The sequence below is a fragment of the Roseivirga sp. AWQ4_251 genome, from assembly GCF_056158225.1.
Map to the genome: position 1 here is coordinate 3,165,813 of NZ_JBSWSW010000001.1, position 22,187 is coordinate 3,187,999.

General features: G+C 39.2%; 21 protein-coding genes. 8 read left to right on the forward strand and 13 right to left on the reverse strand.

The genetic code is table 11. From position 1 onward, the window contains the following. Positions 1 to 26: 26 nt before the first annotated feature. Entirely contained in the window at positions 27 to 974 is a 948-nt protein-coding gene (locus ACXACJ_RS13910; protein WP_475135035.1) for a hypothetical protein, read from the forward strand. A 63-nt stretch (positions 975 to 1,037) separates the two neighbouring features. On the opposite strand, the gene ACXACJ_RS13915 is transcribed toward ACXACJ_RS13910, so the two are convergent. After that, complete coding sequence (locus ACXACJ_RS13915; protein WP_475135036.1) at positions 1,038 to 1,535, reverse strand: hypothetical protein; 498 nt, start codon at positions 1,533 to 1,535, stop codon at positions 1,038 to 1,040. A gap of 66 nt (positions 1,536 to 1,601) precedes the next feature. Here ACXACJ_RS13915 and ACXACJ_RS13920 point away from each other — a divergent pair, with 66 nt between their 5' ends. The 5 genes from ACXACJ_RS13920 to paaD are packed head-to-tail and all read left to right on the forward strand — an operon-like array spanning position 1,602 to position 5,075. Next, complete coding sequence (locus tag ACXACJ_RS13920; protein WP_475135037.1) at positions 1,602 to 2,183, forward strand: TetR/AcrR family transcriptional regulator; 582 nt, start codon at positions 1,602 to 1,604, stop codon at positions 2,181 to 2,183. Between the two features lie 4 nt (positions 2,184 to 2,187). Further along, entirely contained in the window at positions 2,188 to 3,174 is a 987-nt protein-coding gene (gene paaA, locus ACXACJ_RS13925) for a 1,2-phenylacetyl-CoA epoxidase subunit PaaA (protein ID WP_475135038.1), read from the forward strand. 4 nt (positions 3,175 to 3,178) lie between these two features. Beyond that, positions 3,179 to 3,799, forward strand: a complete 621-nt coding sequence (locus ACXACJ_RS13930) for a phenylacetic acid degradation b (RefSeq protein ID WP_475135039.1) — start codon at positions 3,179 to 3,181, stop codon at positions 3,797 to 3,799. After that, the gene (gene paaC / locus ACXACJ_RS13935) at positions 3,796 to 4,551 is read left to right on the forward strand and encodes a 1,2-phenylacetyl-CoA epoxidase subunit PaaC (protein ID WP_475135040.1); all 756 of its coding nucleotides are present in this window, start codon (positions 3,796 to 3,798) and stop codon (positions 4,549 to 4,551) included. The genes ACXACJ_RS13930 and paaC overlap by 4 nt, the downstream gene beginning before the upstream one ends. A gap of 26 nt (positions 4,552 to 4,577) precedes the next feature. Next, positions 4,578 to 5,075, forward strand: coding sequence for a 1,2-phenylacetyl-CoA epoxidase subunit PaaD (gene paaD / locus ACXACJ_RS13940; protein WP_475135041.1), 498 nt, complete (start codon positions 4,578 to 4,580; stop codon positions 5,073 to 5,075). Between the two features lie 29 nt (positions 5,076 to 5,104). Here the strand turns inward: paaD and egtD are convergent, their stop codons facing one another. The 3 genes from egtD to ACXACJ_RS13955 all read right to left on the reverse strand — a co-directional run bounded on the left by egtD (position 5,105) and on the right by ACXACJ_RS13955 (position 8,584). Then, positions 5,105 to 6,076: an L-histidine N(alpha)-methyltransferase gene (gene egtD / locus ACXACJ_RS13945; RefSeq protein ID WP_475135042.1), complete on the reverse strand. Its 972-nt coding sequence runs from the start codon at positions 6,074 to 6,076 to the stop codon at positions 5,105 to 5,107. Between the two features lie 2 nt (positions 6,077 to 6,078). Then, positions 6,079 to 7,353, reverse strand: a complete 1,275-nt coding sequence (gene egtB / locus ACXACJ_RS13950; RefSeq protein WP_475135043.1) for an ergothioneine biosynthesis protein EgtB — start codon at positions 7,351 to 7,353, stop codon at positions 6,079 to 6,081. 109 nt (positions 7,354 to 7,462) lie between these two features. Then, positions 7,463 to 8,584, reverse strand: a complete 1,122-nt coding sequence (locus ACXACJ_RS13955) for a 2Fe-2S iron-sulfur cluster-binding protein (RefSeq protein WP_475135044.1) — start codon at positions 8,582 to 8,584, stop codon at positions 7,463 to 7,465. A gap of 189 nt (positions 8,585 to 8,773) precedes the next feature. Between ACXACJ_RS13955 and purB the strand changes: the two genes are divergently transcribed. Continuing rightward, complete coding sequence (gene purB, locus ACXACJ_RS13960; RefSeq protein WP_475135045.1) at positions 8,774 to 10,117, forward strand: adenylosuccinate lyase; 1,344 nt, start codon at positions 8,774 to 8,776, stop codon at positions 10,115 to 10,117. Positions 10,118 to 10,154: 37 nt separating this feature from the next. Here the strand turns inward: purB and ACXACJ_RS13965 are convergent, their stop codons facing one another. The 3 genes from ACXACJ_RS13965 to ACXACJ_RS13975 are packed head-to-tail and all read right to left on the reverse strand — an operon-like array spanning position 10,155 to position 14,586. Continuing rightward, a complete protein-coding gene (locus ACXACJ_RS13965) occupies positions 10,155 to 11,675 on the reverse strand; it encodes a TolC family protein (protein ID WP_475135046.1) in 1,521 nt (506 codons plus the stop codon). A 14-nt stretch (positions 11,676 to 11,689) separates the two neighbouring features. Continuing rightward, complete coding sequence (locus tag ACXACJ_RS13970) at positions 11,690 to 13,066, reverse strand: ABC transporter permease (protein WP_475135047.1); 1,377 nt, start codon at positions 13,064 to 13,066, stop codon at positions 11,690 to 11,692. 8 nt (positions 13,067 to 13,074) lie between these two features. After that, positions 13,075 to 14,586 (reverse strand): efflux RND transporter periplasmic adaptor subunit, encoded by a 1,512-nt coding sequence (locus ACXACJ_RS13975; RefSeq protein ID WP_475135048.1) that lies wholly within the window; start codon positions 14,584 to 14,586, stop codon positions 13,075 to 13,077. 337 nt (positions 14,587 to 14,923) lie between these two features. On the opposite strand from ACXACJ_RS13975, the gene ACXACJ_RS13980 reads away from it, so the two are divergent. Continuing rightward, on the forward strand, positions 14,924 to 15,691 hold the full coding sequence (locus tag ACXACJ_RS13980; RefSeq protein ID WP_475135049.1) for a class I SAM-dependent methyltransferase: 768 nt from the start codon (positions 14,924 to 14,926) through the stop codon (positions 15,689 to 15,691). Here ACXACJ_RS13980 and ACXACJ_RS13985 read toward each other — a convergent pair. From ACXACJ_RS13985 to ACXACJ_RS14010, 6 genes are all read right to left on the reverse strand, one after another. After that, the gene (locus ACXACJ_RS13985; RefSeq protein WP_475135050.1) at positions 15,670 to 16,650 is read right to left on the reverse strand and encodes a glycosyltransferase family 2 protein; all 981 of its coding nucleotides are present in this window, start codon (positions 16,648 to 16,650) and stop codon (positions 15,670 to 15,672) included. The two genes, ACXACJ_RS13980 and ACXACJ_RS13985, sit on opposite strands and share 22 nt — an antisense overlap. Then, positions 16,647 to 17,609: a glycosyltransferase family 2 protein gene (locus ACXACJ_RS13990; RefSeq protein ID WP_475135051.1), complete on the reverse strand. Its 963-nt coding sequence runs from the start codon at positions 17,607 to 17,609 to the stop codon at positions 16,647 to 16,649. Before ACXACJ_RS13990 ends, ACXACJ_RS13985 begins: the two co-directional genes overlap by 4 nt. 3 nt (positions 17,610 to 17,612) lie before the next feature. Continuing rightward, positions 17,613 to 18,161, reverse strand: coding sequence for a DUF4199 domain-containing protein (locus tag ACXACJ_RS13995; protein WP_475135052.1), 549 nt, complete (start codon positions 18,159 to 18,161; stop codon positions 17,613 to 17,615). 117 nt (positions 18,162 to 18,278) lie between these two features. Next, a complete protein-coding gene (locus tag ACXACJ_RS14000) occupies positions 18,279 to 18,809 on the reverse strand; it encodes a DUF4199 domain-containing protein (RefSeq protein WP_475135053.1) in 531 nt (176 codons plus the stop codon). Beyond that, complete coding sequence (locus tag ACXACJ_RS14005) at positions 18,802 to 20,061, reverse strand: dihydroorotase (RefSeq protein ID WP_475135054.1); 1,260 nt, start codon at positions 20,059 to 20,061, stop codon at positions 18,802 to 18,804. Before ACXACJ_RS14005 ends, ACXACJ_RS14000 begins: the two co-directional genes overlap by 8 nt. A gap of 1 nt (position 20,062) precedes the next feature. After that, positions 20,063 to 22,081: a BatA domain-containing protein gene (locus tag ACXACJ_RS14010; protein WP_475135055.1), complete on the reverse strand. Its 2,019-nt coding sequence runs from the start codon at positions 22,079 to 22,081 to the stop codon at positions 20,063 to 20,065. Positions 22,082 to 22,187 lie beyond the last annotated feature (106 nt).

Here is a 22,187-nt window from a genome sequence, read left to right on the forward strand (position 1 = left end):
GATTCAAGAACTAAAATATCGCAATCATGCAAAAGCAATACAAAATATTAGTAATTGCCCTGGGAATACTATGGGCAAACTCAAACCTGCAAGCCCAATGGCGTTGGGGTCGGTACGATGACATGCAACGCATCGACACTACCATCAGCATACCCAAAAACGATTCAAACAACATCTTTATCAGCGATAATGATTTTTACCTTAGAGTGGGATTTTTAGGCTTCAACCTAGAAATTGAAGACGATTGGGATTACGACTGGCGATCACGCAGAGGCAGACCAAGGAACTTCGAGTATTACGAGCGTCACGATCATGGCACATTAAGAAGCATTAATTTTGAAATCGGCCTGAACAATTTCTTAAGCGATGGCGAATTCCCTTCTTCAAGCGACCTTTACCGCGTAAAGCCAATCGGCTCTACTTACATTGGTCTGAATTGGGACCACGTAACCTATGTTTCTGGCCCACTATACTTAGATTGGGGCGCGGGATTCAGCTGGTATAACTACAAGTTTGAAAACGCTGCCACACGGCTAGACCCTAATGGTGGAGAGCTTAATTTCACAGAACAAACCAACATTGGCAGCGCGCTTAAAAGCAAATTGAAAGTTTCCTATTTGAATGTAATGGCAGTTCCCATGATCGATTTCAGCCAAGGAAAACGAATTGTAAGAAAGTATGAGGAAGATGATGTTCGCGTATCTTTCAGCAGAAAAAGAGGATTCAGAATTGGTGTAGGACCTTACGTTGGGCTACGATTGGGCGAAAAGGCCAAATACATTGAAAGGACAGATGGTGATAGAGATAAAGTAAAAGATAAAGGCAGCTTTTATGTAAACGATTTTAGATATGGCGCCAGACTTCAAGTGGGAATCAACGGCATCGACATGTTTATGAACTACGATTTCAACCAACTATTTGAAGATGGCAAAGGGCCTAAGCTGAACCCAATTACAGTAGGTATTATTTTCTAAGAAAGCATAAAACAGGCGGATGTTTCAGGTCTATCAAAACCAGAAGCATCCGCCTCTATTTTTCTAACTTTCTATCCACTCTTTCTCTTCTCCTTTTAGTCCTAAAAATCTAGAAAAATAAGTCGGGCTAGGTCTATTGGCAGTTATCAGAATCAAGAAAACACTGAACACCAAAGCGTAAATCATATCCCCTTTTTCATAAAGTCCATAAGCGCCAATTAACGCTCCGATGGACCACATAAAGCTTCTATAAAGAAATGGTTTTTTCAGTCGTTGAAGCTTCACATCAAGTTCGGGTGTCGTTTTCAGAGCTTTCAATAAATCTCTCTTCCAAGTAAGTACCGTGCGCATCAAAACGTAGCCAATTCCGATTACCATCACACCATGAAACATCAGGTCAGGCTTTTCCATAATCACCGATCTTAAGCCTCCACTTTTTTCATTTTCCAAAAAAGCATACGCGAAAAACCCCAAAGGCGCCACAAACATTAAGTAAATAGTAGTTTCAAGCTTTTTAAAGAAGCTATCTTTTTTAAAATCAGGATCTTGAAGTCGAATCATGAAGTACAATTTTGTAGCACAATGAACACTTGCTAACGAACGTTAGTATGTATATATTTGCCAAGTATGAAAACTGTTGTAAAGAAAAGCAGAAAGCAACAAATTGAAGAAAAAGCGACCGTTCTTTTTCAAGAAAGAGGTTATGCGGCTACTTCGATGCGTGATTTGGCTCAAGATTTAGGAATAGAGGCCGCCAGCCTTTACTCGCATATTAAATCGAAAGAGGAAATTCTACAAAAGATTTGTTTCCGAATGGCAGAAGAATTCTTTGCTGCCTGGGAAGAAGTAGAACTTGAAAACTCAAGCCAAGCAGCAAAAATGGAAAAAGCCATGATTGCTCACGTAAAGGTAATCACCAAAAACACCGATGCTTCTGCAGTATTTTTCAACGAATGGAGACATTTGAGCGAGCCCTCACTTTCAGAGTTTTTGAGCATGCGCGATGATTACGAAGGAAGATTTAAGAAAATTCTTCGTGACGGAATGGCTTCTAATGAGTTTAAAGAAGTAGACGAGAAGTTTATGATGCTTACCATCCTTTCTTCTCTCAACTGGACCCACAATTGGTATAAGCCGGAAGGTAGTTTAAGCCCTGAAGAAATTGGCGCTCGGCTATCAAGGCTTTTGTTGAACGGATTAAAAAAATAAGAATATGTACGGAGGAGGAAATGTATTCGAAACCATGAAAGCCACCGCGCTTTCTGATGAAGACCCAATAAAACTTGCTGAGTTTGAAGCCAGAATAGACAGAGGTGAAAAAATTGAGCCTACTGACTGGATGCCTCAGCTTTATAGAAAGCAACTCATCAGAATGATTGAGCAGCATGCTCACTCTGAAATCATTGGTGCTTTGCCTGAAGGAACTTGGATTACTAGAGCCCCAGGTTTCAAAAGAAAATTAGCTTTGATGGCTAAGGTTCAAGATGAAGTTGGCCACGCTCAACTGCTTTATTCAGCAGCAGAAACTTTGGGCAAACCCAGAGAGCAGATGATTATGGATTTGATCAATGGCAAATCAAAATATTCTAACATCTTCAATTACCCAGCCTTCACTTGGGCCGATTCATGCTTTATTTCTTGGTTAGTAGATGCTGGTGCAATCGTTAACCAAATCGCCAATTCTAAAGGAAGTTACGGACCATATTGCCGAGCGTTGGAAAGAATTTGTGCAGAAGAATCATTCCACCTTAAATATGGACACCACTGCGTAATTCACATGGCTACAGGCAGCAAAAAACAACGCGAAATGATGCAGGCTGCTGTAAACCGTTGGTGGGCACCAATGATGCATTTCTTCGGCCCTTCTGATAAAATTTCAGTTCACTCGGAAATTCTGATGAGATGGAAGGTGAAAATGGCTTCTAATGATGAATGCAGGCAGCAGTTTTTAGACATGTACGTTCCGAAAATCTGGGAATTAGGCTTAACCATTCCAGATGAAAACTTGAAGAAAAATCAGGAAACAGGCGTTTGGGAATTTACCGAGCCTGACTGGGAAGAATTCAAGCGTGTAATCAACGGAGATGGCCCTTGCAACAAGGAACGTTTGGCCGTGCGAAAAACTGCCGAAGAAAGAGGTCGATGGGTACGAGCTGCCCTTCTTGCCCCAAAAGCCAAATATGTAGCCCCATTAGCTTAGCATCATGAACTTAAAATCGCTAGACCCAAGAGTCACTCGATTAGGGATTGACTCGAACCAGCCTCTTGCCATTGAGGTAGAAAACCTCGATCAGTTTGAAACCTACGAGGCCTTTATTCAAGTGAAAGAAGGAAAACCATTTGAACACGCTGGTCCTCTTCACGCTCCAAATGAAGAAATGGCATTCCTTTTTGCGAAGGAGCAATACAGCCGAAGAGGAATGTTTTGCAATGCTCTTTGTGTGGTGAAAACCGAAAACATCAAGGTTTCAGAATATACCGACAACAACCAAGATGTTTACGATTTAGTAACCAGTTCTGCCTCTCGTTCTGAAGCTGAGAGCTTTGAAATTTTCCATTTGATGAAGCGAGGCAAACAGCATAAATATGCTGGAAATGTTCTTGCCAAAGATTATAACGATGCTTTAGCGGCTGCTAAGGCTGAGCTTCAAAGCGACAAGCCTGTTTTCAATGTTTGGATCATCAAGTCGGAGCATGTTCTCGCTTCAGACGAAGAAGACAAGGACATTTGGGACACCCTGCCTGAGAAGAAATATCGTGATGCGATAGACTATAAAGCGGCAGATAAAATTAAAGCGTTCAAAGAAAAACAGGCCGAAGCATGAATACCGAAGCACTAAAAGAATTCTTATATAAATTAGCAGACGATCAACTTATTTTAGGCCACAGAAACTCTGAATGGACTGGCTTTGGGCCTCTTTTGGAAGAAGACATTGCCTTTTCTTCCATGGCTCAAGATAAGGTTGGTCAAAGTTGGCAAATCTACAAACTCCTTCACGAGTTGGGCGAATCTGATCCAGACACAGTGGCTTTTATGCGCAACGCTGATCAGTTTCACAATTGTCAATTTGTAGAGCTACCTAATGGCGAATACGACTTCAGTTTAATTCGACATTTCTTATTCGATACAGCTGAGCAACTTCGATTCACTCATTTGTCTTCTTCTAGCTACGAGCCCTTGGCACAGTTGGCAAGAAAAATCAAAGGTGAAATCAAGTATCACACCATGCACGCCAACATTTGGGTAAAACAATTGGGGCTTGCTACGGAAGAAAGTATTGAAAAACTTCAACACTCTCTCAACATGGCTTTTCCTTACGCTTTGGGGATTTTTGAAACTAGCCCTTATGAAAATCAATTGATTTCTGAAGGCATTTTCATTGGCGAAGAAGCCTTAAAAGAAGAATGGCTAAAGCAAATTCAGAATATTCTTTCCGAAACTAAACTTCAAATCCCTGAAACAAGCACGGTGAAAGCCGTATTAGGAGGAAGAAAAGGCGAACACAGCGAGCATCTACAGCCATTGCTCGATGAGATGTCGGAGGTATTCAAAGAAGACCCAACAGCAGAGTGGTAATCTAAACCTATTGAAGTTCTAAGAACATGAGTAACACAAAGGATTTATCTGTCGATGAAATCAGGTCGTGGCTAGATGCGGTCAAAGACCCAGAGATTCCTGTGCTTTCACTCAACGATTTAGGAGTTATCACCAATATCGAAATCCAAGGTTCGGGCAAAGTAAAGGTTGATATGACACCAACTTTTGCTGGATGCCCTGCTATGGATGTAATGAAAAACGATGTAGAAACTGTATTAACGGAAAATGGCATTCAAGACTTTGAAGTAAAGCTTTCGTTTGAAACGCAGTGGAACTCTAACATGATATCAGAAAAAGGAAGGGCAGCCTTAAAGAAATTTGGGCTGGCTCCTCCACCTGAGCACAACCTCATTGTAGACATCGAGTTAATCGAGCATGCCAAATGCCCCTATTGCGACAGCACAAATACCAAGATGAAAACTCCTTTTGGGCCTGCTTTGTGCCGCTCCATGCATTATTGTAACAACTGCCACCAAGCTTTCGAGCAATTCAAGCCGCTTTAGCTTCTTTACTAGCCTTGAGGAAAACTTCTCTACTTAACTTTCTCCCAAAGAGAATCTACAAAATACTCATTCTGATCGGTGAAGTTTTTTACGATTTTAAAACCAGCCTTTACAGCAAAGTCTTCAATCATTTTGGGAGAATATTTCTGTGAAACTTCCGTATGAATAGCCTCCCAAGCATCAAATTCGAAATGCTTTTCTAAAACATCAATGTAAACACGCTGCTTTTTTGTGCTCACCAAATGGCTACGCGTTTCGCCAGAAATGGGATTGTAAGTAGGGAAATGCTGAAAACTATCTACATCAAAATCACCTCCCAATTCATTGTTTATCCTCTTCAACAAATTCAAATTGAACTGCTTAGTAACTCCAAGCTTGTCATTATAGGCATTTAAAATCACTTCAGGATTTTTCATCAGGTCAAAACCAATAAAGAGCAAATTTCCAACCTTTAGATTATTGGATAGCTTTTGCAAGAACTGAAGCGCCAAGCCATTAGCAAAATTCCCAATATTCGAACCCAGAAAAAGCACAACTTCTTTCTGCTTTTCCTTCTGATTCAATTTACCCAATGCATCAAAGTAATCGCCTTGAACGGGATTTACTTTTAATTCAGGCAGTTCTCGCCCTAAACCTTCGCTCAGTTGATCCAATACATTTTGAGAAATATCTATAGGTGAATAAGTAAAATCCACTCCGGATTCAAGAAAATGCTTGATCAGCACCTTGGTTTTGGTTCCATCTCCAGCCCCCAATTCTATCAGATTGAAGTTCTCATCTTCACCCAGAAAAGATTCCAAAATAACCTGCTTCTGCTGATCAAAAATCTCGAATTCAGATCGGGTTAAATAATATTCTCCCAGCCCCATAATGGTCTGAAAAAGCTGATCGCCTTCTTCATCATAAAAATACTTGGAAGGCAGTGTCTTTATCTTTTCTGAAAGCCCTCGATCTACATCAATTGCGAAAGAAGAAAGAGCTGTTGCGGAATTGTTGTTCATGGTTAGATGGTTTCGGCCAAGCGAAGGCCAGTGAAATGCCAACGAAGGTGTGGGTGAAAAAAGTTTCTATAAGTCGAACGAATGTGATCTTTACTGGTAGCGAAAGAGCCTCCGCGAAGCACCATTTGATTCACCATAAACTTTCCGTTATACTCGCCAATCGCTCCTTCGGGCTTTTCATAATACGGATAAGGCAGGTACGCGCTGTTCGTCCACTCCCATACATCACCGTAAAACTGTGTATGTTTACCCTTTCTCGGCATGGGTCTAAAGTTTCGAGCATCAACAAAATTCGCTTCATCTGGAATTTCTGGCTCAAACAACTGACAAGCCACTTCCCATTCGAATTCAGTTGGCAATCTTTTCCCTTTCCACTTCGCAAATGCATCCGCTTCGTAAAAGCTGATATGTGTTACAGGTTCATTTGGGTTCACATCTTCCAAACCTGCCAGCGTAAAATGTTTCCATTTCCCCTCTTCTTTAAGCCAGTAAAAAGGAGCTTTAATTTTCTCTCTTTTCACCCACTCAAAACCTTCCATAAGCCAGTGGCTGAAATCTTGATAACCTCCAGCATCAATAAATTCCATGAACTCACCAGCGGTAATAAGCCTATCGAGAATCCTATATTTATGCAGAAACACCTTGTGAACACCTCGCTCGTTATCGAAATAGAACTGATTTCCTGAGTAACCAATGTCATAAATTCCTTCGGCTACTTCTAAATAGTTCTCCTCCAAATCAGGTTTATTTTCTTCCTTTTGGAAAGATTTATACACTGGAAAAAGAGGATTTATACCCAAAATATGCTTGATGTCATACACCAATAACTCCTGATGTTGCTGCTCATGATGGAGGCCAATAGTCAGTACATCTAGTATTTCATCGCTCAGTTCATAGCTTCCAGACAAAAACTGAGTCATATGTTCATCGACATACTTTCGGTAGGTCATGATTTCATTCACCCATGGCCGCGACAACACTCCTCTTTCGGAGCGGATCCAACGTTCTCCTTCTGTTTCATAATAGCTGTTGAAAAGAAAATGGTAATCATCATCAAAAACCTTGTAGTCGGACATGGCCGCTTTCAACACAAAGTTTTCGAAGAACCAAGTGGTGTGTGCGAGGTGCCATTTCGGAGGGCTAACATCCACAACCGGCTGAACAACAAAATCTTCAGGCTGCAATGGCGAACACAATTCAAGCGATAACTGCCTGACTTGATTGTACTTACTTAATATTTCAGAGAGGAAAATCTCATGTTGTGGCAGGGCATTCATATCGACAAGTAGTGACAGTTTTTGTTACGCAGAAGAACAATCCCATTCTTCTCACACAATATACTACTCACTACCTATCGTGAATGTTATAAAAATGTAAAATTGTCAGTTAGCCGATTTCAATCACCACATCATCAGTAAGCGGGTGACTAACACAAGGCAAAACGTAGCCTTCGTTTAATTCTGCTTCAGAAAGGCCTTCATCTTCGTCCATCTTCACCTTTCCTGAAAGACATTTGCCTCTACAAGCCGTACAAAGTCCACTTTGACAAGAAAAAGGCAAGTCTATATCTTCATCCAACCCCTTCTCCAAAATGGTTTCGCCTGGCTCAACGGTGTATTTATATTCATCACCATCATAAATTACGGTGACCTCTCTGGCTATAATTTCTTCTGAAGCTGCAGAAGGTGCATCCTGCTTTTTACTTAAATCCGAAGTAAAACTTTCTTTATGAACTTGGGCTTTAGGGATATTCAAGGCAGCAAGAGATTGTTCTACAATCTCCATCATTGGACCAGGGCCACACATAAAATATTCGGTATTTGCCCCTTCTTTACTTGGAAGACTATTAAGAGCAGCGGCAATAGTTTCTTGAGTTAAAAGACCAGTGTAACCTTTCCATTCTGCGGGAGCTTCTCCCAAAACATGAACCACACTTAATCTTCCTGTAAATTCAGATTCTAGCTTTTCCAAAGTAGATTTGAATATGATGGAATCACTATTGCGATTCGCGTAAATCAAGGAAACTTGAGTATTAGGCTCTTGATTCAATGCCGATTTTGCTATGGCCATAAGTGGTGTTATACCACTTCCGCCACCAAAAAGCACAACATGACGACTGTTTGAAGCATTGAAACTTGTAGTGAAGTTTCCGATCGGTTCCATTACCTCAATAACATCACCTGCCTTAGCATTATCATTAAGGAAGTTGGACATTAATCCACCCTCAACTCTTTTTACCGTAACGGCAGGATTGGGATCCACAAATGGAGAGGTGCAAAGCGAATATGCTCGTCTTTCCTGCTTTCCATTGATATTGACAATCAAGGTTAAAAACTGACCCGCCTTATACTGAATAGTACCTGATTCAGGCTGTTCAAAGTAAATACTTATTGCATCGGCAGTTTCTTTTACTACCTCTTTAATTTTCAAATTAAGGTGCCCAGCTTTTACGCTAGGAACTTGCTTCTCTTCCTCCTTCTTTTTCTTATTGAATAGTCCGAACGCCATACATTTTTAAGTTTACTTCTTCCTCACTTCTTTAACTTACTAAAAGAAAAGTGGTTCCGAAGGCGCAAAAGTAAGCATCTCTGCCCTAACAATGAATTTTTAGATTGCATACCTTCGAATGAGTTCAACTCTCAAGACCTTAAGCCAATTCATTTTAGTATCTTTGCGCTTTCTTTTTAAGTCGAAAACATGGATTTAAACTCATTAACTGCCATTTCACCGATTGATGGCCGATACAGAAGAGTAGCAGCCCCTTTGGCTGAATATTTCTCAGAATATGCCCTCATTAAATATAGAGTGGAAGTTGAAGTAGAATATTTCATCGCATTATGTGAAATTCCTCTGCCCCAGCTTGAAGCTGTAAACCCTGATATTTTTGAAAATCTAAGAGCGATATATCAAGAATTTTCAGAAGCAGATGCTCAGGAAATCAAAGAAATTGAAAAGACAACCAATCACGATGTTAAAGCGGTTGAATATTTTCTGAAAGATAGATTTGAAGCGCTTGGCTTGGGTAAGCAATTGGAATTTATCCATTTTGGATTAACCTCTCAGGATGTAAACAATACGGCAATTCCTCTTTCAATCAAAAGAGCAATGCACGAAGTAATTGAGCCTGCCATTGTAGGTACGCGAGAGTTGATTAAGAACATGTCAGAAACATGGAAAGAAGTGCCGATGTTGGCCAAAACCCATGGGCAGCCAGCTTCTCCAACGCGACTGGGTAAAGAAATGCAGGTTTTCGTAAGCAGGATTGAAGAACAATTGGTGTTATTGGGAGATATTCCTTTTGCCGCAAAATTTGGCGGAGCAACCGGCAATTTCAATGCCCACCATGTTGCCTACCCTAATACCGATTGGATAACTTTTGGTAACGACTTCGTGAAAGATTCTCTGGGTTTGCAAAGAAGTCATCCGACAACTCAAATTGAGCACTACGATCATTTAGCAGCTCTTTGTGACGCTTTAAAGCGAATCAATACCATCTTAATTGATTTCTCCCGAGATGTATGGCAGTATGTATCTATGAACTACTTTAAGCAAAAGATTAAAGCAGGTGAAGTAGGTTCTTCAGCTATGCCCCATAAAGTAAATCCAATCGATTTTGAAAATGCCGAAGGGAATCTAGGCATTGCAAACGCAATATTGGAACACTTGTCAGCTAAACTTCCGATTTCTCGTCTTCAAAGAGACTTGACGGATTCTACCGTACTCCGAAATATTGGAGTTCCATTAGGGCACATTTTAATTTCATTGAAGTCATTAGAAAAAGGCATTAACAAACTTGAATTGAACCAAGCGGCCATCGAAGCTGACTTAGAAGATAACTGGGCGGTTGTAGCTGAAGCTATCCAAACCATTCTAAGAAGAGAAGGTTATCCTAAGCCTTACGAAGCTTTAAAAGGGTTGACCAGAACTAACGAGAAGATAACTTCTTTAACAATTAGCAGCTTTATAGAAACCTTGGATGTCTCAGGTGAAATAAAAAATGAACTGAAAAATATCAGTCCGTTCAACTACACTGGAATATAAAAAAAAAGCCCCATTTGGGGCTTTTTTTTTATATCATCTAATTTCCTTCTCTTTCAACCATCTCATCGAGCTTAGGATCGTACTCTAAAAGAGGGTTATAAAGAATTTGATTATTCAAGAAATCATAGAGGGTTAATGTTCTCATCTCATAATATGCTACCCAATATTGTTGTAGCGCTGAGATATAACTTCTAACTGAAACGTCTTTTGTATCTCTAGCATTGTTCAAGTCAAGAATATCAACTTTTCCTGCTAAGTAAAGACCATTCGTGATTTCAAACCTTTTAAGGGCGATCTCTTGTCTTTTGGCAGCCAAATCAATCTGTCTTCTTTTTTGTTCAAAGTTATTTACTGCAGTAGAAATTTCTTGCTCGAAATTGTTCATGTTTTGCTCTACAGTGAATTCTGTAAGCTTCTGTTGTTCATAGGCCTGATTCATTCTTGCTTTATTTCTTCCTCCCCCAAGAATTGGAAGAGCGAAGGTTAAAGCTACTGTTGAACCAGTAGAATTATTATCACCATTATAAACACCAGATAATGCTCCTTGCTGGGTACTATTATAACCATAAGTTGCAGATAAGCTCGCATTAAACCTGGTTGCTCTTGCTGTTGCCACACTACGTTCTGCCTCTAGTCGTTGAATTTGATAATCCATATATTCAGCACGGTTCATCTTAGCATATTCAAGAGCTATCCCATAATCAATACTGAACTCAGGAACTTCTTCTGGTGGCACCAATTCCAACTGAACATTTTCTGTTAGACCAATGTAATTCCTCAATCTCAAGGAATTAGACTGAACATCCAATTCATATTGTTGAGCATCGCCTTGAGCTGTTAACAAGTTCAACTCAGTTTGTAAAAGCTTATCTTCTGTAGAAGTACCTATGTTATATCTACCTCTCTCAACCTTATAAACCGTATCACTCGCTTGCTCATTTTGACGAGCGATCTGTAAGTTCTTCTGATCAATCAATAATTGGAAGAAATATTGAGCAGCCGTTCTAGAAGCATCTTCTAAATCCTGAACATATTGCTTCCTAGATTGCTCATACTTCAATGGCTCAATTTTTCTATTCCACTTATATTGATTTACAGTAAATAAAGGCTGATCAATAGAAATTCCCACTGGGTCACCTTGATACAAGGTAGTTTCGGAACCCGTAACAAAGTTATCGAACCTTGATAAATTCGTATCAAAAGAAACAGTGGTATTCGTCCATGGCAAAACTTGCTCAAAACCTAAAGCCAATCTAGAGTTGTTCTGATTTACTCTCTTAAACAAAACTGTACCATCAGGTTGAGCTACAGGGATAGACCTATCGGTATAACTTGGCAATGTCCCCCTCAAAACCAATTGCGGCTTCATTTGCGATTTATACACCTGAAAACTCCAGAAATCCATATTTCTTTGGGTTTCTGCTCTTTTTGCACTTCTCGAATTCTCTCTAGCCATTTGAATAACCTGCTCTAATGTGAGCACACGTTTTTCTTGAGCAAAAGAGAATTGAATTAGACCGACCAAAAAGATTACTAGTAGAATGACCTTTTTCTTCATAATATTTTTCAAAACTATTCGTGACGTAAAGATGTGATTGGATCCTGACTGGCAGCTCTTCTTGCTGGGGTTATTCCAAAAATTAACCCAACTGTAGCAGCTACACCAAAAGAGATAACAACTGAGGCAAAACTAATCTCTGTAGGGAAATCCGCCAGAGAGGAAACAGTATACGCTAAAACTATACCTAGTATTACCCCTATTATACCGCCAGTAACCGAAATAAGCACAGCTTCAAATAAAAATTGTGATACAATATCTGTAGTTTTTGCTCCAATAGAAAGTCTTAAACCAATTTCTTTAATTCTTTCCATTACGGAAGCCAGCATGATATTCATAATACCAATACCGCCTACCAAAAGTGATATTGCAGCAATTGCAGCCAATACGATGTTAAATATATTTTGAGTTCGCTGCTGTTGTTTCAAAAGAAGTTCTGGAATGGTAATTTCATAATCAACCACACCAAAATGTCTTCTTTCTAACATTCTAGATAGCACCTCAGCAGTTGAGCTCAATTTAGAAGATTGCTCTACTTGAACTACCAACCTGTCAATCTGGTGGTAATTTGATGGAGGAGTATTACTTGATTCGTCACTACTGCTTGATGTAATCATAAAGCCACGACCGAAGTTGAATCCGCCTCCGCCTCCAAAGCTCTTTTTCAACCCAGAACCTGTTACCAAATCTCTATTTACATAGCGAATTAACACAGTTTGAATTGGAGCATAAACGTCCATATTATAGTCTCTGATTCCTAAGTTAGAAATAGCCTTATCAGAAATATATCTCTCTTTAAGTACTCCGATAACTTCTAGCCATTGAGATCCTACTTTGATTTTCTTTCCAATTGGGTCTTCCTGAGGAAAGAATTTAGATTGAATGGCTTTACCAATGATACACACAGGAGTTCCAACTCTTAGTTGTTGTTCATTGAACATTTCTCCCTTGTCTATCTCAAAGTTTGCCACCTCAAAGTAGCTGGGCTCTACACCAACAAGTTTTGAAGATCTACGAACACCATTCTTGATAATGTAAGTCTCTAAAAGAATCTCAGGACTAAGTTTCTGAACACCAGGAATAGTATTACGAATACTTTCAACGTCCAATAATTTTAAACCAGGAGAAAACTTCTTCTTATCTTCTTCGTCAGAGCCACCAATTTGTTGCTCCACCTGCTCAATATTAGGTTGAACAATGATGTTGTTCACTCCTACCAATTCTATTTGCTCCAGAATTTCTTTCTGAGCACCATTCCCGATGGCAAGCATTGCGATTACCGCTGCCACCCCGAATATAATCCCCAAAGCCGTAAGGATAGACCTTACTTGGTTAGATATTACGGCTTCGAGAGCTATATAAAAGTTTGATAATAAACTTTGTTTATTCATAACCTTAGTTACTGCTTTGGCTGACCTGATGTTTCTCCAGCAGATTCACTTCTTCTAGAACCTCCGCCTTGAGGTCTCTGTCCACCACCTTGAGGTCTTTGTCTGCCACCTCCCATTTGCTGCATCATTTCTCTTGCTTTCTCAGGATCGGTAATTCCTCTTTCCTTGAATCTCTGAATCATCATATCAGGCATTGGAGTACCATCAGACATAATCCATTCTCCAGAACCCTCTTCAGCTGGAGGAGCTTGCTCGTATTTCTGCATTCTTTTGCCATTTAGCTCAGGAAGAAGTTTTGGTTCTTTTCCGTCAACAGTTTCTGGCTTGCTTAAGTAAAGTACATCACCTTCTTCAACTCCCAATTCAATTACAGCCTCGTTGCTATTGGTTAAACCAACTTTAACTTCTTGCAAAGAACCGTTCTTCTTCACTACGTAATTGATTGAATCGTGAAATACATGTAAACACTCCAATGGTACGTGAATAACTTCGTCCAATTTCTGAGTAACAATGATGTTACTTGTTGTCATAGATGGTCTTAATTCTCCATCTCTTTCGTTTACTCTTGCAATTACTTCAAATACTTTAGCGTCAGAGTTAGGGTTTTGCTGACCTACGCGAGCAACTCTAATTACACGACCTGTTAATTTTTTATCAGGGAAAGCGTCCAAGCCAATTTCAACTGGCTGACCAGCTTTTACTTTACGAATATCCACCTCATTAACATAGGTTGTAGAAATCATACTTGAAAGGTCTGGAAGTTCAGCAACTTCTGGCATCCAAACGTTGATTTGAGAACCTTCTACAATTCTTTCGCTTCCTTGCTTAGTATAAATTACCATACCAGCTTGAGGTGCGTTGATCGTGAAATCACCAAGAAGTGACTGCATATCGTCATAACGATTTTGTCTTCTTCTTAAATCAGCAGTTTCTTCGATCATTTTATTTTGAGCCTGCTGAATTTTCAGCTTATAGTTATCGATTGCTCTTTCTTTATCTCTTTTCAGTTTCTCAAGCTCGTTTTCATATTTTCTCACTGTGGCTGGAGGCTCGTATTGAGACTGATCTAATTGAAGTTGTTTCTCCTCAATTTGGTAATCAAGGTTAATCAATTGATCTCTTTCTGCTCTTAGTGTAAGGGCAGTATCTAATTTGGCTTGCTCAAATTCAGCAATTTGGGCATCCAATTGATCTTTTTCAGTTTGAATTTTATCGTACAATTCTCCTGGATCCAACTGAGCAACAAAGTCTCCTTGTTTCACTTGGGTTCCTTCTTCTACCAATCGTTGTACGGTAATTTGTCTAATACCATAATCTCTGGCATTAATTGGACCCATAATTTTTGTTGATCTTTCGGCCGACAGTTCACCAGTTGTGGTTACTTCTACAGTAAATTCACCTTTTTCTGCAGTAGCATATAATGCTACACCTTCTTCAGTTGAATCAGGATTGAAAAACGCTAGGGCAACAATCAATGTTACGACTAATACCACTCCAGTAATGATGAGCTTTTTTCTCATGACGCTTCTATAAATAGTTTTAAAATGTTGTGCGAAATTAGGTTTAATAGTTTTCACTATACTTCCATATAAAGAAGTATGTAGCCACTAAAGTAAAAGCGAAAAACCCCTAAATGTTTCAGAAACAGCCAATTTGGTCTGTAGAGGTTTGCAGATAACTTCAGATTCTCCATCTCCCTTATCCGCTTTTAGATGATTTAAACACCCCAATAGTTTAATCGGAATTTGATCTATTTATTAGAGCGGTAAATATGCCGTTCGGACCCCTTTCATGTTCCTGTTAATGGCAAGCCGTGTATTTGATCTTATCTTATATCTTTGCGCAAAAGCAATTTTCATGAAAAAGCTGATCAGCTTAGTTATTCGCAAGGTCCCAAGAAAGTATCTCCAACTTTTCAGCCACCATATTCTTAAAGTGGTGAGCTTATTTATGAGAGGGAAAAATGTAACCTGCCCAATTTGCGAAATCAGCTACAGAAAATTTCTTCCGTATGGACGTTTAAAGCCAAGAGAAAATGCGCTATGTCCTGATTCTCTTTCCCTAGAAAGGCATCGGCTTATGTGGCTCTATTTAAAGGATAGAACGGATTTCTTCACTAAGCCTCATAAACTTTTACATATAGCTCCAGAACTCTGTTTTATTGACAAGTTCAAAGCAATGCCGAATTTGGATTACACAACGGCTGACCTTGAATCCCCTTTGGCAGACGTGAAAATGGACGTGCATGATATTCCTTTCGATGAAAACACATTTGATGTAGTTTTCTGTAATCACGTAATGGAACATGTGGATGATGACGTAAAAGCCATGAGTGAAATTTACAGAGTTCTAAAACCTGGCGGCTGGGCCATTATTCAATCTCCTCAAGATTACACAAGAACGGAAACTTTGGAAGACCCAACCATCACCGATCCTAAAGAAAGAGAAAGGATTTTCTGGCAAAATGATCACCAAAGACTTTATGGCTTAGATTATGGAGATAGGCTTGCCAAAGCGGGCTTTACCGTAAAAGAGGACAGATTTGTAATGGAATTACCCAAGGAGATCGTTCAGAAATATGCCTTACCTGCTAATGAGATAATCTATTTTTGCGCGAAGGGCTGATTTCCACGAGGACTTATAATTTCTGACATCATACCCATGCCATAGCCAATCAATTGGGTAAAACCGGCAATTACACTCATGGCTCCTACTTTAATGCTTTTATTGATGAAGCTAGAATGTAAGAAAAGAGCCAAGACATAAAGCGCAATTAACCCCGCACCTATTTTGAATAGAATAGGAAAAACAAAATAGCAGAGCAACCAAACCAATAAACCTAAAGTAAAAAAAGCTGGCATGGCATGGATCAATTTTAATTCACCAGGAAAAAATCGATTCACATTAATTCTAGCTCTACCAAAAAAATGAAGTTGCTTATAAAAGTGACTAAAACTTGTTCTCCTTTTGTGATACACAAAGGCATCAGCAATTAGCCCAGTTTTGAAGCCCGCATTAATCACCCGAATACTGAATTCAATATCTTCACCCATTCTAGTGATTTTATAACCGCCAGTTTTACGAAACACTTCTTTTGAAATGCCCATATTGAAACTTCTTGGATGGAAGGTTCCAGCATGTTTTTTATTGCCCCGAATACCTCCTGTGGTAAAAGGAGAAGTCATAGAATAACTAATTGCTTTTTGAAGAGGAGAAAAAGAAGCATGTGCTTTATCGGGGCCTCCAAATGCATCCAGTGGGTTTGCATTCAAATAATCATCAACAACTTGAAAGTAGTTAGAGGGAATCAAGCAGTCTGAATCGAAGACTATGATGTAATCACCTTTTGCTCTTTCAAATCCGTAATTGCGGCTGAATCCTTGCCCGGAATTCGGTTTAAAGAAGTAATGTACCTCTAGTCTATCCGCGTATTTCCGAACCATTGACTCGCACTTTTCTATCGAACCATCTTCGATAATCAAAACCTCAAAATTCTTGAAGGTTTGATAAGTCAGTGATTCTAACAATTCATCAACTTCCTGAGGTCGGTTATAAACAGGAATAACTACGGAATACAACCTCATTTTTCTACGCCAATAGTCTCTTCTAAGATGTAATCATCTTTATGCTGGGAATTCATCGTCATCATTTCACCAAGGAATCCAGCCAAAAATAACTGCACACCAATAACAATGGCGGCCAAGGCTAAAAAGAACAAAGGTTGATCGATAACATCTCGATATTCATTGGTTTTCAGGATGTAAATAGCTTCAATTTTTTTCCATGAAATCCATCCAACAAACAAGAAACCGGCTAAAAAGGAAAGCGTACCCAAAGTTCCGAAAAAGTGCATGGGCCTTTTCTTGTATCGAGAAACAAAGGAGATGGACATCAAATCCAGAAACCCATTGATAAAACGTTCGAGGCCAAATTTGGTAGTTCCGTATTTTCGAGCCCTGTGCTCTACAACTTTTTCTCCAATTTTGGTGAAGCCGTTACGCTTGGCAATTACTGGAATATAGCGGTGCATTTCGCCATAAACATCCAGTGTTTTCACTAGCTTATGGTCGTATGCCTTCAGCCCACAATTAAAATCGTGAAGTTTAATTCCTGATAAAATTCGGGTTACGCCATTAAAAAATTTGGATGGAATGGTTTTAGAAATGGGATCGTGCCGTTTCTTCTTCCAACCTGAAACCATATGATAGCCTCCCTTTATCATGGCATAAAGCTCGGGGATTTCATCTGGGCTGTCTTGTAAATCCGCATCCATAGTTATTACCACTTCCCCTTTAGTATGCTTAAAACCTACATTTAAGGCAGCAGACTTTCCATAATTGCGATTAAACTTGAGGGCTTTTATGGGAAAATTGGCCGAAAGCGACTGTATCTGAACCCACGATCCATCAGTGCTTCCATCGTCTACCATCACTATTTCATAAGTTAAGCCGTGTTCAATCATGACACGGCTTATCCAATTTACTAATTCAGGTAGTGATTCCTCTTCGTTAAAAAGCGGTATAACTATTGAAATTTGTATCAAAATCTAAAATTCTTCCTCAGAACGGTTTCGTTTTACAATGGCTGCCAAGATAAGGCTAATAATTGCATTACCCACAATTCCTCCCCAAACAACTCCACCCATAATCAAAGAACCTACTCCATAAGAATCGGCCTCTCTTGCTTTTTCCAAAGCAGGGCCTATTTGATCTTCTGGAGCTCCAAATCTGCGCATCATGGCTTCAGTATTTTGAATGGTAATTTCCATCAATCTTCCCCCTAAATCTGGGTCGATAGCATGGTGCAATAGAATTGAGAAAATACAGTTTACAACTGATGAAGTAAAACCAATCAAAGCAATGCCCATAAACGCATTTCCAAAACTAATATCTCCACCAACTTCAGTACGTAGTTTTAAAGCGGCAATTACAGCGGCTACGATAAGGAGGACTAAAGAGAAAATCCCAAACCACATATTGGCCATCAAGTTCTCGTTAATGAGATATGCAAGAATGCTTATACCTCCAAAAATGGCACCGATAACCAAACCTGCTTTAAGCGAAAAATTAATCAATACTTTTTTATCTGTTTCCATAGTTAAAAATTAAGGTTGATGAATTGAAATTAACATTTTTCAGGAAGTAATTCAGAATTCCGGTGAATATGCCAATAAATTACTTGAGCGAACCTAGAGAAAGATCAGCGATATATTTTACCGTTGAGGAGTTCTCAAAATAATCGAGAAAACCGGAGTTATAACCAAGCCAATAAGAACTCTTTTGATTAGCGCATCCAAAACCAATAGCCCAGCTGAGGTTTCTGAAACCAAGTTATACTGCGTGTTAAAGGTTTCCTCATCCAAAGCAGCAATCAGCATTTCCTTTCTAGCCATTAAATCTTCCTGAGCCAGCAAAATATAATTATCCAAAAAACCAGGTTCAATCCACTTAATAAAAATGAAGTAGAAAAGGCTGAATAGTACAGCGGCACTCAGATAATCGATGAATCCAACCGTCATTCCATGGTAAAAACGAAGTTCTCCATGGTTCATGGTTCTAAACTCCTTAATCGCCATGAACAAGAAAACACCAACAATAACAATTTCTAGAATAAAAGAAATCAGGTTGTGCCATGGCTGCTGACCAATGTAATAGAACACCACAAAGGCAAAAATGGTAAAGGCAGCCGTTATTGCTCCGTACTTAAATGAATGGCGCGCTAGCGCTGGATCTATCTTAATCATTAAGTTTTAATTCTCCGTTATTCACCACTCCAACTACTTTTCCTTTCAACACTTGGCTCAAAAATGGAGAAGCTTGTGATTTCGACAAGTTTGTTGATTCGTTATACTCCCAGTTTAGTTCTGAAGAAAACAAAGTCAAACAAGCTTGTTCACCTTCTTTAATCGATGGACGTTCTAGTCCCAAAACTCTTCTTGGGGCAACTGTGATTTTTTCAATAATTTCATCCGTCACGTCTCCAAAAACACTTTTCAAAGTTGAATAAAAAGTCTGCAATCCGATTATACCGAAATCGGCCAAATCAAATTCAAGCTTTTTACATTCCTGATCATGCGGCTGATGATCACTAACAATAACATCTATCGTTCCATCCTTCACACCATCAATCAAGGCTTGTCTATCCTTTTCAGACCTGAAAGGAGGGTTCACTTTATAGTTTGTATCGTAATCAGAAAGATTTTCATCGGTAAAAAGCAAATGATGAACACCGACATCGGCAGTAACATTCAGACCTTCAGCTTTAGCTTTTCTTACTCTTTCTACAGCACCGGCAGACGATAGCAAACTGAAATGGATTTTGCCTCCAGCGTATTTTAAAAGCTCAATATCCCTGTCGATCATTACTTCTTCAGCAAGCTCAGGCATTCCTTTCATGCCCAATAAAGTACTCACCTTTCCTTCATGCATGGTACCAAAAGCCGTCAACATTCTATCTTCAGGCCTATTGATCAAAACACCGTTAAAGGTTTGAAGGTATTGAAGGCTTTTCAGAAGAATATCTGTATGCCAAATAGGCTCAGTTCCATCGGTAAAAGCAACAGCTCCGGCAGAATGCAAATCAATCATTTCTGTCAGTTCCTTTCCGTTACATCCCAATGTAACTGCTGCCGAAGGATGTAAAGTAACCAAAGCATTTCTATTCCACTTCTGATAATAGCTAACCGCATTTTTATTAGAAACTACCGGATCGGTATTTGGCAGAAGCATAACATTGGTGAAACCTCCTGCAGCCGCAGCCTCTGACCCCGATTCCAAATCTTCCTTATGCTCTTTACCAGGATCAGTAAAATGGGCTCTCATATCAAACCAACCTACCGAAACTTCCATGTTTGGATGTTCAATAATTTGGCCGTCAAAGTCTATATGATTATCAATTTTTTGAATTACCCCATCGCGAATAAGAATGTCTTTAATTGAAGAATGATGGGGTGAAGAAGGGTCGATTACCTTGGTACCACGGATTAAAAATTCCATGTTACAAATATCGGATTAAAATTATTTCTGCAAAAAGAAAAAGAAGCGCCAAAATGAGAGCGTACTTCCACAGTTCAATGCCTTTTACGCCAGCTGTTAAAGCTCGGTCCACATCAACGCCATCTTCAGCATTAATCAAAGTGATATGGTTATGGGCATTCGCAATCTCTTCAAGTTCTTCCAAAGAATATCTATCAAGACTAGATTCTGACTTTGGCTGGTTAAAAGCTATCGTCCCAATTTCTGCTTCTCCATTCATGATCACATAATGACCTGCTTTCAACTCATCTTTAGGTATTTCTAAAATCAAATTCTGACCAGACAACCTCTGATCTGGCACAATCTCTTCTCCGTCACGCTCCAGTTTTACGATATCATTCGAACTCAGCGGACCGTTCAGAGGATAAGTGATCGTCTGCTCATCCGTGACATAATATAAACGCGAAAGATTAGCCTTGCTCCCCAAAGCCAACTTATACATGACAGGCACAAACAAAGAATGATTGGGGAAGCTGGTTGAAGAAATGCTAAAATCGCTAGCAAAGAAAAATGCATTTCCGCGATTAATTTCGGCAGTGGACAAAAAAGCTCTTCCATTCTTCATGCTCAACAAACTTACGCTACTGTTCAACAATCTAAATTTAGAAGAAGCTTCAGGCATTGCTATGGCTTCATCCAACTCTTCAAATACTCCGTTGAAAAAAGGATTCTCAAAATCAGGCTGAGACAGCTGCATTCTTTCTCCAGAATCCATAACCACTCTTAAACCAAGCTCCGAAAGAGAAGAAGAATTAGTATTTGAAGAAGGTATGACTAGTAACGTTTTTCCATTGTCTAAAAAGGTTTTGAGGGAGGCCAGTAGTTGATTTGAGAAGGTTGGAATTTCATTAAGAATAATAATATCAGATTGCAAAAGCTCATTAACATCCAAGTTCGAAACATCGAAACTCTCATAGTTAAAAAGCTCATTGTCATCATATAAGTTCTTAACAAACAAGTTAGAAGTAGAAGATCGAACCTCGCTCACCTTAACTCGCTCTATATTGTTTAGTGTTAAATATATTTCATTATCGAAAGCCACCCTTAAGTCATCCAGAGTAATCTTAACATGCTCCAAACCGCTCTCTTCTCTATTAATCTCAAAGCTATGTTCCGTCACTCCATTGGCAGAAACATCTAACAAAGCCGTTGCAGCTAGCTGATCATCAAAAAATAGTCTAACATTTACACCTTCCATGTTCTCTGTCCCTTCATTTTTCACAACCACATTTAGATTATTCTTCATCGCCCCTAGAAGAAAGCTGTTTTCTAAATAAGCAGTATCGAAATAGAGATTCGAACCAGTCTCCTCCATTATTGGAAGAAGATAATACTGACGAATACTGTCTCCTTCAATAGCATCAAACCCTGAGCCATCACCTCTCTGAAAGTCAGACACCAAATAAACATCTCCTCTAAAACCTGACGAAGAAATTCTAGATTGAAGCTCATTAAGGGATCTATTAGCGGCAGTTAATTCCAATTCTGTGAATCTATCCTTTATAGAAGAAGCTGTAAAATTAGTATTAAGCGAATTCCCATAACCATTTTCCAGAAACCGAAACCTAGAAGACTCAGGATAAGCATCCACAATACCATTTGAAAATGCATAGGCCAAGTCAAAGCCAGTCTGTTGTGTACCAATTGGCATATCCATACTCAATGAGTTATCCAAGTAAACTAAGGCATCTTCATTCAATACTGTATCATTGTTATTGTCCTTAAAGAGAGGTTGAGCAAACGCAAAAATCAAAAAAGCAATAAATAAAATCCTTGAGATGAGTATAAGCAATTCAACAGGCTTCCTTTTTGCCGAGCTTTCTTCTTGAACTCTTTTCAATAGAGAAATATTAGAAAACTGCACTCTCTTTACTTTCCTCAGATTAAAAAGATGTATCACAATAGGGACAATCAATGCTGATAAACCCCATAAAATGTTAGGATTAGAAAAGACGAAAAGGTTATAGATAATGAATTTCAATGTTTAGTCAGGTATTTCATCCCTAACTAATTAAAAAAGTAGTTCGAAACCAGTAAAGGTCCAATAAAAATTTCCCTTCTCTGCTGGTCAATGCAAGACGGCAGGC